We start from the raw sequence: 14412 nt of genomic DNA on the forward strand, positions 1-14412 counted from the left end.
GGGATCCGCCGTGCACGGGATCAGCCTCCGCCCGGGAGACCCCGCCCACCTCGAGTGGGACGGCGGAGGCCGGTTTGGGACACTGGGGCCGTGCCTGCAGACCGCTTCGACCGCGCGACCCCGCCCGTCGCCCCCACCTCACCCGGCCTCGTCGTCGACGAGCAGGGACGGGGCACCTTCGCCGTCGCCGCCCCCCGCGCCCGAGCGGTGGACCTGTGCCTCCGCCAGGGCGCCGCCGAGCACCTCCAGAGGCTGCGCCATTACGACGGGGGCCTGCACTGGGACCACGTCACCGGCATAACCCCCGGCACCCGCTACGGGCTGCGGGTCGACGGCCCGTGGGAACCCGGCAGCGGGATGCTCGCCAATCCGCGCAAGCTGCTGCTGGATCCCTGGGCGCGCGGCGTCTCCCACTCCTCCCCTCTGCTGAGCGCCTTCTTCCCCTTCGAGGTCGACGCGATGCTGGACCGCCGGGACGAGGTCCCCCAGCGCAGCGAGGTCGACAGCGGCGACTCCGCCGTGTGGTCCGTGGTGGTCGACGACGCCTTCGACTGGCAGGACGACCTGCGGCCGATGGTCGACTGGGACGCGACCGTGCTCTACGAGCTGCACGTCAAGGGCTTCACCCGGCTGCACCCGGAGCTGCCGTCGGAGCAGCGCGGCACCTATGCCGGGCTCGGCCACCCCGCCGTCACCGGCTATCTGCGGGACCTGGGCGTGACCAGCATCGAGCTGCTCCCGATCCACGCCGCGATGGACGAGCCGCACCTGACCCGGCTGGGGCTGACGAACTACTGGGGCTACTCGACCATCTCGTACTTCGCCCCCGACCCCTCCCTCGCCACCGCCGCCGCCCAGCAGGCCGGCGCCCAGGCGGTGCTCGAGGAGGTCAAGACCATGGTGCGCCGCCTGCACGAGGCCGGCTTCGAGGTGATCCTCGACGTGGTCTACAACCACACCGCCGAGGGCGGCGGCGACGGCCCCTCCCTCTCGCTGCGCGGCCTGGACAACCTCGAGTACTACTGGACCGACCACGGCGTCCCCCAGGACGTCACCGGCACCGGCGGCACCCTCGACCCCCGCTCCGTGCACACGATGGACCTGGTCCTCGCCTCCCTGCGCTACTGGGTGCAGGAGGTGCACGTGGACGGGTTCCGCTTCGACCTCGCCACCACGCTCGGCCGCGACGACCGCGGCTTCCGCGCCGACCACCCGCTGCTGCGCGCGATCGTCACCGACCCCGTGCTGCGGGACGTGAAGCTCATCGCCGAGCCGTGGGACGTGGGCACCGGCGGCTGGCAGACGGGGAACTTCCCCGCCCCCTTCGCCGAGTGGAACGACGCCTTCCGCGACGACGTGCGCGCCTTCTGGCTGGCCGACCGCGCCGCCCGCGAGCGCACCGGCGAGCCGGGGATCGGCGGGGTCCGCGACGTCGCCACGCGCCTGGCCGGCTCCTCGGACATGTTCACCCGTCAGGACCCGCCGGGCCTGCCCGAGGGGCGCAGCCTGCGCGCCCCCTGGGCCTCGATCAACTACGTCACCGCCCACGACGGCTTCACCCTGCGCGACCTCACCGCCTACGAGTCCAAGCACAACGAGGCCAACGGCGAGGACAACCGCGACGGCACCTCGGACAACCGCTCCTTCCACCACGGCCACGAGGGCGAGCTCCCACCCGGCGACCCGCGCCGCGAGGAGATCGAGGCCGCCCGCCGGCGCACCGCCCGCAGCGTGCTGGCCACGCTCCTGCTGGCGTCGGGCACCCCGATGCTCACCGCGGGCGACGAGCGGGGCCGCACCCAGCGCGGCAACAACAACGCCTACTGCCAGGACAACGAGATCTCCTGGGTCGACTGGCGACGCACCGCAGCGGCGGAGAGGCTGCGCGCGACCGTGGTGCGCCTGCTCCAGCTGCGCGGCGAGCACCCCCAGCTGCGGGCCCCGCACTTCCTGCGCCCGGCGGACCCGGAGCAGCTCGACGCCGGACAGATCGCCTGGTTCGACGAGACCGGGGCGCCGATGGCGCACGAGGAGTGGATGGATCCCACCCGGCACGTGCTGGTCATGCTGCGCCCGGCGGTCCACGGCCGCGAGGGCGCCGAGCACCTGCTGGTGATACTCTCCGGCGCCGCGGATGCGACCGAGGTGCGCCTGCCGGAGGCCCCCTGGCCGCAGGGCGCGGCGAAGGTGCTGCTGGACACGGCGCTGGAGTCCCCCGAGGACCTGCCGCCCGGACCGGTCGGTGACCGCACGGTCACCGTCGCGCCCGGCGGCGTCGTGGTGCTCGGCATCGCTCCCTGAGTCACGCCGCCCCTCCCCGAGCGGCTATCGTGAGGTCAGTCACCGCGATCGTCGCAGAGCGCCCTGTGACCAGGGAGCGCTCAGGCAGGAGAGGCCATGTCCGAGACCACTTTCCGCACGGGGCTGGACGCCGGGATCGGCCGCATCCCGATCATGGACGTCCAGCCCGTCGTCGACGGCGGGAGGTTCCCCGCCCGCTGCGTCGAGGGCGAGACCGTCGCGGTGCGCGTCAACTCCTTCCGCGAGGGCCATGACGCGATGGGCGTGCAGCTGGTGCTGGTCTCCCCCACCGGGGTCGAGACCCGTCGGCCGCTGCGCTCGACGAACCCGGGGCTGGACCTGTGGGAGGCCACGATCCGGCCCGACGAGCTGGGCAGCTGGACCTTCCGGATCGAGTCCTTCTCCGCCCCGTACGACACCTGGGCCCATGTGGCCGAGGTGAAGATCCCCGCCGGCGTCGACCCGGAGCTGACCTGCGACGAGGGCGTGCTCGTGCTCGAGCGGGTGCTCGCCGAGATCGCCGAGGGCACGCGACCGGCCTCCGACGGGCCGGTGGTCTCCGCCGCGCTCGAGTCGCTGCGCTCCCCCGGCCTGCCGGTCACCGCCCGGGTCGCCCCGGCGCTCGCCGCCGACCTGCGCGGCATCCTCGCCGAGCGGCCGCTGCGCGAGGGCGTCACCGTCGCCGGCCCCTTCCGCCTGGAGGTGCAGCGCCGCCGCGCCCTGTACGGCTCCTGGTACGAGTTCTTCCCCCGCTCCGAGGGCGCGCACTTCGACCCCGAGCACGGCTGGACCTCCGGCACGCTGCGCTCCGCCGCCCGCTCCCTGGACCGGATCGCGCAGATGGGCTTCGACGTCGCCTACCTGACCCCGATCCACCCCATCGGCACCACCTTCCGCAAGGGGCGCAACAACACCCTGGAGACGCAGCCGGGCGATCCCGGCTCCCCCTACGCGATCGGCTCGCCCGCGGGCGGCCACGACGCGATCCACCCCGACCTCGGCACGATCGAGGACTTCGACGCCTTCGTCGCCCGTGCGAAGCAGCTCGGCCTCGAGGTCGCCCTCGACATCGCCCTGCAGTGCTCCCCCGACCACCCGTGGGTGCAGGAGCACCCCGAGTGGTTCGTGGTGCGGGCCGACGGCACCATCGCCTACGCCGAGAACCCCCCGAAGAAGTACCAGGACATCTACCCCCTCAGCTTCGACACCGACTACGAGGGGCTCTACGCCGCGATCCGCGACGTGCTCGAGCACTGGGTCGCCCACGGCGTGACCCTCTTCCGTGTCGACAACCCGCACACCAAGCCGGTGCGCTTCTGGGAGGAGCTGCTGGCGGAGTTCGCGGAGAAGCACCCCGAGGTGATCTTCCTGGCCGAGGCGTTCACCCGGCCGACGATGATGCACACCCTGGGCAAGGTCGGCTACCACCAGTCCTACACCTACTTCACCTGGCGCGAGAGCGCCGAGGAGCTGCAGGAGTACCTCGAGGAGCTGGTCGAGGCGGCGCCCTACATGCGCCCGAGCTTCTGGCCCACCACCCACGACATCCTCACCCCGTACATGAGCTCCGGCGGGCGGCGCGCCTTCGTGCTGCGCGCGATCCTCGCCGCCACGCTCGTGCCGACCTGGGGCATCTACTCCGGCTACGAGCTGGTCGAGGACGTCCCCCGGCCCGGCGCGCAGGAGCAGATCGACAACGAGAAGTACGAGTACAAGCCCCGCGACTACACCGGCGCGCTCACCCGCGGCGAGAGCCTCGAGCCGCTGCTGGGCACCCTGAACCGGATCCGGCGCGAGCACCCCGCGCTGCAGACCCTCACCACCATCCGCTTCCACGAGGCCGACGACCCGCAGGTGCTGGTCTTCTCCAAGCACCTCGACGCCGACGCGAGCGGCACGGGCCGCCCCGACACGGTGCTGGTCGTCTCCCTGACCGCCCACGACCGCGACGCCTCCACCCGGCTGCACCTCGAGCTCGACGCGCTCGGCGTCGAGGGGAGCTTCGAGGTCGAGGACCTGCTCACCGGCGAGCGGTTCCGCTGGGACCGGGAGCCCTTCGTCATCCTGAGCGCCGCCGACCGGCCCGCCCACGTGCTGCGCATCGTCCACCCCGAGGAGAGCTGACATGTCCCACACCACGGAGAGCACCGACCGTCCCGTCCCGGTGATGCCGCTGGGCGAGCACGAGCTCGGCGCGACGGCGACCGGCAGCCACCACGAGCCCCATGCCGTGCTCGGCGCCCACGAGTACGAGGGCGGCGTCACGGTGCGCACCCTCAAGCCCTTCGCGAGCGAGGTCGCGGTGCTCCTGCCCGACGGCTCCGCCCACGCGATGGAGCACGAGCACGACGGGATCTGGACCGTCGCCCTGCCGCTGGCGGAGGTCCCCTCCTACCGGATCCGGGTCACCTGGTCCGCCGGGGAGAACTGGGTCGATCTCGAGGAGCCCTACCGCTTCCTGCCCACGATCGGCGAGCTCGACCTGCACCTGATCCGCGAGGGCCGCCACGAGGAGCTGTGGCGGGCGCTCGGTGCGCACGTGCGCACCGTGGACGGGGTGGAGGGCACCTCCTTCGCCGTCTGGGCGCCGAACGCCCGCGCCGTCCAGGTGATCGGCTCCTTCACCAGCTGGGACGGTCGACTGCACTCGATGCGCTCGCTGGGCACCTCCGGCGTCTGGGAGCTGTTCGTGCCCGGGGTCGGGGCCGGCGAGGTCTACAAGTTCCGGATCCTCGGGCCCGACGGCACCTGGCGCGAGAAGGCCGACCCGATGGCGCGCGCGGCCGAGGTGCCGCCCGCGACCGGCTCCGTGATCACCGTCAGCGACTTCGAATGGACCGACGACCACTGGCTCGCCGAGCGCGCCTCGACCGAGGCGGTCTCCTCCCGCATGTCGATCTACGAGGTGCACCTGGCCAGCTGGCGGCCGGGCCTGGGCTACCGGGAACTCGCCGAGGAGCTCACCGCGTACGTCGCCGAGATGGGCTTCACCCACGTGGAGTTCATGCCGGTCGCCGAGCACCCCTTCGGCGGGTCCTGGGGCTACCAGGTCACCGGCTACTACGCGCCCACCTCCCGGCTCGGCTCCCCCGACGAGCTGCGCCACCTCATCGACACCCTCCACGGCTCCGGCATCGGCGTGATCATGGACTGGGTGCCGGCCCACTTCCCCAAGGACGAGTGGGCGCTGGGCCGCTTCGACGGCACCCCGCTGTACGAGCACGCCGATCCCCGCCGCGGCGAGCATCCGGACTGGGGCACGTACATCTTCGACACCGGCCGCCACGAGGTGCGCAACTTCCTGGTCGCCAACGCCTGCTACTGGCTCGAGGAGTTCCACGTCGACGGGCTGCGGGTCGACGCGGTCGCCTCGATGCTCTATCTCGACTACTCGCGCGAGGACGGCCAGTGGGTGCCCAACCGCCACGGCGGCCGCGAGGACCTCGAGAACATCGCCTTCCTGCAGGAGACCACCGCGACCGCGTACAAGCGCGCGCCCGGCATCGTGATGATCGCCGAGGAGTCCACGTCCTTCCCGGGCGTCACCCGCCCCACCGAGACCGGCGGCCTCGGCTTCGGGTTCAAGTGGAACATGGGCTGGATGCACGACACCCTGCAGTACCTGGGCCAGGACCCGATCAACCGCCAGTACCACCACGGCGAGCTGACCTTCTCGATGGTCTACCAGTACTCGGAGAACTTCATCCTGCCGCTGAGCCACGACGAGGTCGTCCACGGCAAGGGCTCGCTGCTGCGCAAGGCGCCGGGCGACGACTGGCAGCAGGCCGCGACGCTGCGCTCCTATCTCACCTTCCAGTGGACCCATCCGGGCAAGCAGCTGGTGTTCATGGGGATCGAGTTCGCCCAGGGCACCGAGTGGTCCGAGCAGGCCGGGCTGCCGTGGTGGCTGCTGGAGTACCCGCTGCACCGCGGGGCGCAGCAGCTCGTGCGCGACCTCAACGCCGTCCAGGCCGAGTTCCCGGCGCTCTACCAGCGGGACCAGGACCCGGGCGGCTTCGAGTGGCTGATCGGCGACGACGCGCAGCACAACGTGCTCTCCTTCCTCCGACGCGACGAGGCGGGCGATCCCGTGGTCGTGGTCGTGAACTTCTCGCCCGAGCCGTGGCACGATCACCGCATCCCGCTGCCCGAGGGCGGGGACTGGCTCGAGGTGCTGAACTCCGACGCCCCGGTCTACGGCGGCAGCGGGGTCGGGAACCTGGGACGGGTCCACGCCGAGCCCCTCCCCCAGCACGGGCGCGACCACTCGGTGCGCCTCTCGGTGCCGCCGCTCGGCGCCGTGGTCCTCGCCCCCGCCCGCCTGCGCGAGGGCTGAGCCCGAGGGGCGCGGCCCGCCGCCAGGGCTGCCGCAATGTCATGAGCCGCTGTGCTCCAGGAGTGGAACACAGCGGCTCATCACGTGACGCGCAGGGCGGCGCGCGGCGCGACTCAGTACAGGAGGTTCGCGAGGCGCTTGCGGGCCGGGGCCACGCGGGGGTCGTCGGCGCCGGCGACCTCGAACAGCTCCAGCAGGCGCGTTCGCACCGCGTCCTTGGTCTCCTGGTCCGCGCCGCGCAGCTGGTCCAGCAGGCGGGTGAAGGCGTCCTCGACGTGGCCGCCGAGCATGTCGAGATCGGCGACCAGCAGCTGGGCGTCGAGATCGCCGGGGGCGTCGGCCGCGGCCTGACGGGCGGCGGCGAGATCCGCGCCCTGGGTGCGGCGCATCAGCTCGACGGTGGCGAGGCCCGCCTTCGCCTCGCCGTCGGCGGGGCTCTCCTGGAGCTGCTTGCGATAGGCGGCGACGGCGGCGTCGAGGTCGCCCCGCTCGATCGCCTCGTAGGCCTCGGCCAGCAGCGGCGGCAGCGGCTCCTCGGGAGCGGCGGCCTGCTCGGCCTCGCCGCTCGGCAGCTCCATCCCCTGCTGGCGGGCGACGTCGACGACCTGGTTCAGCAGGCCGTCGATCTCCGCCTCGGGCAGCACGGAGTCGACGATCGGCTGCAGCTGGCCCTGCAGCAGGAGCAGCAGCGTGGGCAGCTGCTGGACCCGCAGCGCGGCGGCGACCCGCTGCTGGGTATCGGCGTCGACCACGGCCAGGCGAAGCGCGCCGCCCTTCGCGTCGACGCCGCGGCGCAGGGCGGCGAGATAGGTCGGGCCCTCGGGCACCCGGCCGCTGGTGACCAGCAGGAGGGTCGGGATCTGCTGCGAGTCGGCGATGAGCTGCTCGAGGCCCTGCTCGGTGACGGCGACCTCGTGCGCGGAGGGCTCCCCCGCGTCGGTCGCCCCGGTGCCGTCTGCGGGCTGCTTGAGCGCGGCGAGATCGATGATGCCGTACGGATCGGACACGGAGGTACTCCTTCGACGGGTGCGTGACGGCACCAGTCTAGGGAGTGGCCGCCGGGAGCGGCCCCAGGGCCGACGGGACCGGACGCGGATCACGGTGCCGGCGGCGCCGGCTCTCGCGGACGATCACCGCCCGTGGGTCACTCCCCGCTGGCGGCGAGCGCGGTCTGGGTCGCGCCGATCGGCTGGACCTGGCCCCCGGCGTCGGCCGAGGGGATGAAGAGGGCCACGTGGGTGCCGAACTCGCGCACGTACTGCTTGGTGAACTCGCGGGTTCCGATCACCTTGGTGTACTTGTTGTCCTCCGCGTAGCGCATGGTCGCGCCGTCCTTGATCGCGACCTTGCGCGAGGACATCAGCGTCGCCATCACGATCGCGCCGCCGTCCTCCGTGCGCAGGCCCGCGAGCTCGCCGTCCCGCACGGAGTAGGTCTCGCGGATGGTGCCTGCCTCGTCCCATTCCACGCCCTTGTTGAGCTCCTTGCGCTCGGCCTGGATGCGCTTGTGCGTGCCGGTCTGGAAGGGGTTCGCGGCGAGCTTGTCGTCGGGGTCCGCGGCGTCGCCGTCGGTGAGCACCTTCGCGTAGAGCTCGAGCGCCTGCGCCGGGGTCATGACCAGGCCCTCGGCGTCGGCGGTGAGCGCCTCGGAGCCGACCACGGCGTTGGGGACGGTGGGCATGTCCACGCCGACCGCCTGCTGGGCCCAGCCCCAGGCGGTGTAGCCGGACTTCGCGTCCTTCTGCTGCATCGCCAGGAAATACGGCACGCCGTCCTGCACGGAATCCTCGACCAGCGCGATCGCGACGCGCGGGAACTCGGCGCTGACCGAGCTCATGGGCACGATCGTCCCGGCGCCGGGGACCTTGAGGTCCTCGGCCCACTCGGGGGCCTTCTCGATCAGGCCGTAGACGGCTTTGCGGAACTCCGCGGCGGAGCCGGAGACGCGCGGGGCGAGCTTCGCGGCGTCCTTCGCCTCGTCGGCCGCGACCACGGCGGCGTTGACCTCGGGCACGATCTGCTCGATCTGCTCGGTGGTCTGCACGGGCGTGGGCTCGGCGAGCTGCTTGCCGGTGGGCGGCGCCGGCGGTGCGGACGGCTCGGAGCCGCAGGCGGCGAGCAGACCGGTGGCGAGCACACCACCGGCTCCGAGCAGGAGGCCACGGCGGCCGACGGGTCGAGTGCTCATCACATTGTCCTTCCGCGCGGGGCCGCGCAGCGTCTGGGGGGTCATCGTCGCTCCTGGTCCGCGTCGTCGCCGGAGGGGTCCGCGTCCTGGGAGCCGGCGTAGGAGCCGGCGTCGGAGGCGGTGCCGTCGGCGCCGGTCCCCGCGTCGTCGGCCCGGTCGCCGAAGGACCACACGCTCTGCTCGCCGACCTCGCGGGCGCCGGGGGCGTCCAGGGGGCCCTCGGCGCGCGGGGCGTCGGCGCCGTCTGCGTCAGTGTCGGCGCCGTCGGTGTCGGAGCGGTCCCGGTCATCGGACAGGCCGCCTGCCGCGGCGCCGGCTGCGGCGCCGCCCGTGGCGAGCGACGTGCGCGCCTCGCTCGAGCGCGCCTCCTGGGGCTCCTCGAGCAGCTCGTCCTCGCCCTCGTCGCCGCGGCGGCCGATCGAGACGACCAGGAGCACCAGACCGATCACGGCAATCGCGGCGCCGCCGGCATAGGCGTAGGGCACCCACTCGTTCTCGTCGTCCACCGGCCAGGTGATCGAGATCTTGTCGGCGCCGGCGGCGGTGCCGTCGGTGACGATCAGCAGGGAGCGGTAGACCTGCTCGTTCTCGCCGTTCTCCGCGGCCCAGAACTCGGCGATGTCCAGCGTGTAGGGGCTGGCGGAGGTGTCCACGGAGCGCCAGAGGTCCGAGCCGGTCGGGTCGGAGATCTCCGCAGCGCCGTCGGGCTCGACGTCCTCGGTGCTCAGCGTGCTCCAGTCGGAGGCGCCGGTGACGCGGGTGTGGTGGACGCCCTCGAGATAGGCGTCGATGTCGCTGTTCGAGGCGGTGATCACGGAGACGTCGGAGGCGCCCTCGATCACGACCTTCCCCTCCTCGCCGCCCACGTAGAGCACGCCCGGGTCGATCACGACGGCGGGACCCGGATCCTCCAGGGTCGCCGTGGCGGTGGTCTCGGTCTCGGGGGCCCAGGTGGTCTCGCCCAGACGGCCGAGCACGAGCCCGATCAGTCCGATCAGGACCAGCAGGACGGCCAGGAGTCGTTGCACGGTGGATTGCTCCTTCAATGGGGGCCGCCAGGCCCCGGACACGGGACCGCTCCACGATACGAGCACGGCGCGTCGGCGACCAGGCCCCCGTGAGCATGGGCACCCGGGGTGAAGCACCTCTCACACCCCTCTCATCGCCCTCTCGTCGGCGCCGGGCCGCTCCCCCGTCGCGGCTCCCGGCGCGCCCCGCCGCGTCGGCAGAGGCCCGCCGCAGGTGTCGTACCCTGTCGGGGTGCGTCTCGTCGTTGCCCGCTGCTCCGTCGACTACACCGGTCGACTCACCGCCCACCTGCCGCTCGCTCCCCGGCTCCTGATCGTCAAGGCCGACGGAAGCGTGCTCGTGCACTCCGACGGCGGCAGCTACAAGCCCCTGAACTGGATGAGCCCGCCCTGCACGCTGACCACCTCGCGCCGTGACGATGCCGAGGCGGAGTCCGATCCCGAGGGCGACTGGATCGAGCAGTGGGACGTGGTCCACGACAAGTCCGGCGATCGCCTCCGGGTGCGGCTGCACGAGGTGCTCGAGGACTCCTCCCACGAGCTCGGCGTCGATCCCGGCCTGCAGAAGGACGGCGTGGAGGCGCATCTGCAGGCGCTCCTCGCCGAGAACATCGAGACGCTCGGCGACGGCTGGTCGCTGGTGCGCCGTGAGTACTTCACCGCGATCGGCCCCGTGGACATCCTCGCCCGCGACGAGAACGGCGGCACCGTCGCGATCGAGATCAAGCGCCGCGGCGAGATCGACGGCGTCGAGCAGCTCACCCGCTATCTCGACCTGCTGAACCGCGACCCGCTGCTCGCCCCCGTGCGCGGCATCTTCGCCGCCCAGGCCATCAAGCCGCAGGCGAAGGTGCTGGCCGGCGACCGCGGCATCGACTGCGTCACCCTCGACTACGACGCCCTGCGCGGCATCGACGACGCGGAGTCGCGCCTGTTCTGAGCCCCGTCCCCTTCGATCCACCCCGGGAGTGCGCATGCCCACCGACGTGCCCGTGCCGACCGACCTCTTCGCGCCGCCCGCGGATCTCGCCCTGCGCGGCACCGCCGTGCTCGAGCAGGGGCTGGTCCCCGACGCCCTGGTGCTCTGCGCCGGGGAGCGGATCCTCTGGGCAGGCCCCGCCGCCCACGCGCCCGCCGAGCTCCTTCCCGAGGACAGCCGCGTCCTCGAGCACGACGGGCTGATCCTGCCGGGGCTGGTGGACCTGCACTGCCACGGCGGCGGCGGCGCCTCCTTCCCCGACTCCGAGGGCGCCGAGGAGATGCTCGAGGCGGTCCTCGAGCACCGCCGGCACGGCACCACCTCCCTCGTCGCCTCCCTCGTCACCGCCGACGCCGCGACCCTGCGCGAGAAGGTCGCCCAGCTCGCCGGTCTCCACCGCGACGGGGAGATCACCGCGATCCACCTCGAGGGCCCCTTCCTCTCCGAGGCCCGCCGCGGCGCGCAGAACCCCGCCCACCTCACCGACGGCGACCCGGCGCTGGTGCGCGAGCTCGCCGAGATCGCCGGCGGCGCCCTCGCGACGATGACCGTCGCCCCCGAGGCCGCCGGGGCCGACGAGGTGATCGACGCGCTCGCGGGCAGCGGCGCCATCCCCTCGCTCGGCCACACCGACGGCGGCAGCGCGGAGATGACCCGCGCCGTCGACCGCTCGATCGCGGCGCTGCGTCGCCGCCGCGGGCGCTCCCCGCTGCCCACGGCGACCCATCTCTTCAACGGCATGCGCCCGATCCACCACCGCGACCCGGGCCCGGCCCTCGCGGCACTCGATGCCGCCTCGCGCGGGGAGATGGTGGTCGAGGTGATCGCCGACGGCGTGCACCTCGATGCGCGCACCGTCGCGCACGTCTTCTCGATCGCCGCGGCGGACTGCGTCGTGCTGGTCACCGACGCGATGGCCGCCGCCGGGATGGCCGACGGCCGCTACCGGCTCGGCGCACTCGACGTCACCGTCGAGGAGGGCGTCGCCACGCTCACCGAGGGCGGGGCGATCGCGGGCGGGACCGCGCACCTGGTCGAGGTGCTGCGCCATGCGGTGCTCGAGGCCGGAGTCGACCTGGTCGCGGCGGTCCGCGCGGCCTCGACCGTTCCTGCCCGGGTGCTGGGGCTCGAGGAGCACATCGGGGCGCTGGCCACCGGGTGCCGGGCCGATGTGCTGATGGTGGACCGCGCGTTGCGCCCGGTCACGGTGCTGCGGGGCGGCCGGGAGGTCTGAGGCCAGGGCCCGGTTGCTCTCCGCTCGGCCCGGCCGGGTCGACCCGCGCAGGTCGGCGTCGGCCCGGCGCCGCCTGAGTCCGTTCGGCGCCGCCGCCGACCGCTCGGCTCAGTCCGCGTCCCCGATGACGAGGCCGGTCGGTGCGGCCTCGAGCCAGGAGTTCAGCGCCGCACCCGGGACGAGGTCGACGATCGCGTGGACCTCGCGGCGGTCGCGCAGGGTGAAGGCGAGCAGGTAGGCCTCCTGGCCGCCCTCGACACGGGCCGGGAGCCGGCGCCGGTTCACCTCGACGATCTCACCGCGGCGGATCACGACCTCGGGACCGATCCGCACCGAGAACGCACGGAACCAGCGCAGGCGGTCGGTGCCGAAGCGCATCATGCCGTGCTGCCAGCGCTCACCGCCCACGATCCCCCGCCGTTGCAGCGAGCACTCGAAGGCACCCCGGGTGCGCGAGCCCAGCACCTGGCGCTGGGCGACCAGCATCACTGCGAGCACCACCAGAACGACGAGCATCCCGACCCCCACCAGGAGGATCGGGATGCCCTTGTCGTCCATCTGCGATGCGCCGCCGCTCAGATCCGGTCGGCGTGCGGCGCCTGGGCCTCCGCATCGTCGACGCCGATGGTCACGACGTCGGAGTCCACGGAGACGAAGCCGCCCGACACGAAGCGCTCGTCGACGTGGCCGTCCAGGTCGTGGATCCGGATGACGCCGTCGCCGAGGATCGTGAGCGTCGGCTGCATCTGCGGCAGGATGCCCATCGAGCCGTCGATCGCGGGCACGACCACCTGCGAGGCCTGCCCTGTCCAGACGGTCCGGTCGGCGGTGACGAAGGTGACCTCGAGCGCACTCACGCGCCGAGCTCCTTGTCGATGCGGTGCTGGTTCTCCAGCACCATGTCGATGCCGCCCACGTTGAAGAAGGCCGACTCGGTGATGTGGTCGAACTCGCCGTCGCAGATGCCCTTGAAGCCCTCGATGGTGTCCTTCATGGGGACGTCCGAGCCGTCCACGCCGGTGAACTGCTTGGCGAGGTGGGTGTTCTGCGAGAGGAACTGCTGGATGCGGCGTGCCCGCGAGACGATGACCTTGTCCTCCTCGGACAGCTCGTCCACGCCCAGCATCGCGATGATGTCCTGCAGCTCCTTGTTGCGCTGGAGGATCTGCTTCACGCGCACCGCGGTGTCGTAGTGGTCCTGGCCCACGTAGCGGGGGTCGAGGATCCGCGAGGTCGAGGCCAGCGGATCGATCGCCGGGTAGAGGCCGCGCGAGGCGATCTCTCGCGAGAGCTCCGTGGTGGCGTCGAGGTGGGCGAAGGTCGTCGCCGGGGCCGGGTCGGTGTAGTCGTCGGCCGGGACGTAGATCGCCTGCATCGAGGTGATCGAGTGGCCGCGGGTCGAGGTGATGCGCTCCTGGAGAACGCCCATCTCGTCGGCCAGGTTCGGCTGGTAGCCCACCGCGGAGGGCATGCGGCCCAGCAGGGTGGAGACCTCGGAGCCCGCCTGGGTGAAGCGGAAGATGTTGTCGATGAACAGCAGCACGTCCTGCGCCTGCTCGTCGCGGAAGTACTCGGCCATGGTCAGGGCCGAGAGCGCGACGCGCAGACGGGTGCCCGGCGGCTCGTCCATCTGGCCGAAGACCAGGGCGGTCTTCTCGATGACGCCGGACTCGGTCATCTCCTCGATGAGGTCCCAGCCCTCACGGGTGCGCTCGCCGACGCCCGCGAACACCGACACGCCGTCGTGGTTGTTGGCCACGCGGTAGATCATCTCCTGGATGAGCACCGTCTTGCCCACGCCCGCGCCGCCGAACAGGCCGATCTTGCCGCCCTTGACGTACGGGGTGAGCAGGTCGATCGACTTGATGCCGGTCTCGAACATCTGGGTGGCCGACTCGAGCTGGTCGAAGTTCGGTGCCTTGCGGTGGATGGGCCAGCGCTCGGAGATCTGCAGCTGATCGGCGGGCTTGTTCAGCGGGGTGCCGATCACGTCGAACACGGTGCCGAGGGTCGCATCGCCGACCGGCACCGAGATCGGGGCGCCGGTGTCGGTCACGGCCTGGCCGCGGACCACGCCGTCGGTGGGCTTCAGCGCGATGCCGCGCACCATGCCGTCGCCGAGGTGCTGGGCGGTCTCGAGGGTCAGGGTCGACGCCTCGAGGCCCGAGCCGGTGTCCTCGATCTGGATGGTCAGCGCGTTGTAGAGGTCGGGGATGTTCCCCGGGGGGAACTCGATGTCGACGACGGCGCCGGTGACGCGCGCGACGCGCCCGGTGGCGGTCGGCGCCGAGGCGACGGGGGCCTGGCTGTCAGTGGTGGTGGTCATGTGTTCTCTCCATGTCGAGC

11 protein-coding genes are annotated in these 14412 nt (G+C 72.5%); 5 read left to right on the forward strand and 6 right to left on the reverse strand.

Annotated elements, in window-relative coordinates:
• The first annotated feature begins 90 nt into the window (after positions 1-90).
• The 3 genes from glgX to glgB all read left to right on the forward strand — a co-directional run bounded on the left by glgX (position 91) and on the right by glgB (position 6637).
• A complete protein-coding gene (glgX, locus tag L3K22_RS05345) occupies positions 91-2301 on the forward strand; it encodes a glycogen debranching protein GlgX (RefSeq protein WP_263310488.1) in 2211 nt (736 codons plus the stop codon).
• Between the two features lie 96 nt (positions 2302-2397).
• Positions 2398-4425, forward strand: coding sequence for an alpha-1,4-glucan--maltose-1-phosphate maltosyltransferase (locus tag L3K22_RS05350; protein WP_263310489.1), 2028 nt, complete (start codon positions 2398-2400; stop codon positions 4423-4425).
• A gap of 1 nt (position 4426) precedes the next feature.
• The gene (gene glgB, locus L3K22_RS05355) at positions 4427-6637 is read left to right on the forward strand and encodes a 1,4-alpha-glucan branching protein GlgB (protein WP_263310490.1); all 2211 of its coding nucleotides are present in this window, start codon (positions 4427-4429) and stop codon (positions 6635-6637) included.
• A gap of 113 nt (positions 6638-6750) precedes the next feature.
• Here the strand turns inward: glgB and L3K22_RS05360 are convergent, their stop codons facing one another.
• The 3 genes from L3K22_RS05360 to L3K22_RS05370 form a co-directional block, all read right to left on the reverse strand.
• Positions 6751-7644, reverse strand: coding sequence for a co-chaperone YbbN (locus L3K22_RS05360; RefSeq protein ID WP_263310491.1), 894 nt, complete (start codon positions 7642-7644; stop codon positions 6751-6753).
• 137 nt (positions 7645-7781) lie between these two features.
• Positions 7782-8825: a hypothetical protein gene (locus L3K22_RS05365; RefSeq protein WP_263310492.1), complete on the reverse strand. Its 1044-nt coding sequence runs from the start codon at positions 8823-8825 to the stop codon at positions 7782-7784.
• Between the two features lie 41 nt (positions 8826-8866).
• Complete coding sequence (locus L3K22_RS05370; RefSeq protein ID WP_263310493.1) at positions 8867-9853, reverse strand: hypothetical protein; 987 nt, start codon at positions 9851-9853, stop codon at positions 8867-8869.
• 232 nt (positions 9854-10085) lie between these two features.
• On the opposite strand from L3K22_RS05370, the gene nucS reads away from it, so the two are divergent.
• Both nucS and L3K22_RS05380 read left to right on the forward strand, forming a co-directional pair.
• Positions 10086-10793 carry an endonuclease NucS gene (nucS, locus tag L3K22_RS05375; protein WP_010549588.1) on the forward strand — a complete coding sequence of 236 codons (708 nt, stop codon included), beginning with the start codon at positions 10086-10088 and terminating at the stop codon, positions 10791-10793.
• 34 nt (positions 10794-10827) lie between these two features.
• Positions 10828-12066: an N-acetylglucosamine-6-phosphate deacetylase gene (locus L3K22_RS05380; protein WP_263310494.1), complete on the forward strand. Its 1239-nt coding sequence runs from the start codon at positions 10828-10830 to the stop codon at positions 12064-12066.
• A 108-nt stretch (positions 12067-12174) separates the two neighbouring features.
• Here L3K22_RS05380 and L3K22_RS05385 read toward each other — a convergent pair whose 3' ends face one another.
• The 3 genes from L3K22_RS05385 to atpD are packed head-to-tail and all read right to left on the reverse strand — an operon-like array spanning position 12175 to position 14392.
• The gene (locus L3K22_RS05385; RefSeq protein WP_263310495.1) at positions 12175-12624 is read right to left on the reverse strand and encodes a DUF2550 family protein; all 450 of its coding nucleotides are present in this window, start codon (positions 12622-12624) and stop codon (positions 12175-12177) included.
• A gap of 17 nt (positions 12625-12641) precedes the next feature.
• Complete coding sequence (locus L3K22_RS05390) at positions 12642-12923, reverse strand: F0F1 ATP synthase subunit epsilon (RefSeq protein ID WP_263310496.1); 282 nt, start codon at positions 12921-12923, stop codon at positions 12642-12644.
• Entirely contained in the window at positions 12920-14392 is a 1473-nt protein-coding gene (gene atpD, locus L3K22_RS05395) for a F0F1 ATP synthase subunit beta (RefSeq protein WP_053917592.1), read from the reverse strand. Before atpD ends, L3K22_RS05390 begins: the two co-directional genes overlap by 4 nt.
• Between the last annotated feature and the right edge of the window lie 20 nt (positions 14393-14412).

Origin of the sequence: Brachybacterium atlanticum, assembly GCF_025669985.1 — a bacterium.
Taxonomy (GTDB): domain Bacteria; phylum Actinomycetota; class Actinomycetes; order Actinomycetales; family Dermabacteraceae; genus Brachybacterium; species Brachybacterium conglomeratum.

What these genes read in the sequence shown, in the direction of transcription:
- L3K22_RS05350 (WP_263310489.1), top strand. Translation starts at nt 2,398, where the DNA reads ATGTCCGAGACCACTTTCCGCACGGGGCTGGACGCCGGGATCGGCCGC.
- glgB (WP_263310490.1), top strand. Translation starts at nt 4,427, where the DNA reads ATGTCCCACACCACGGAGAGCACCGACCGTCCCGTCCCGGTGATGCCG.
- L3K22_RS05365 (WP_263310492.1), bottom strand. Translation starts at nt 8,825, where the DNA reads ATGAGCACTCGACCCGTCGGCCGCCGTGGCCTCCTGCTCGGAGCCGGT.
- L3K22_RS05380 (WP_263310494.1), top strand. Translation starts at nt 10,828, where the DNA reads ATGCCCACCGACGTGCCCGTGCCGACCGACCTCTTCGCGCCGCCCGCG.
- L3K22_RS05385 (WP_263310495.1), bottom strand. Translation starts at nt 12,624, where the DNA reads ATGGACGACAAGGGCATCCCGATCCTCCTGGTGGGGGTCGGGATGCTC.
- atpD (WP_053917592.1), bottom strand. Translation starts at nt 14,392, where the DNA reads ATGACCACCACCACTGACAGCCAGGCCCCCGTCGCCTCGGCGCCGACC.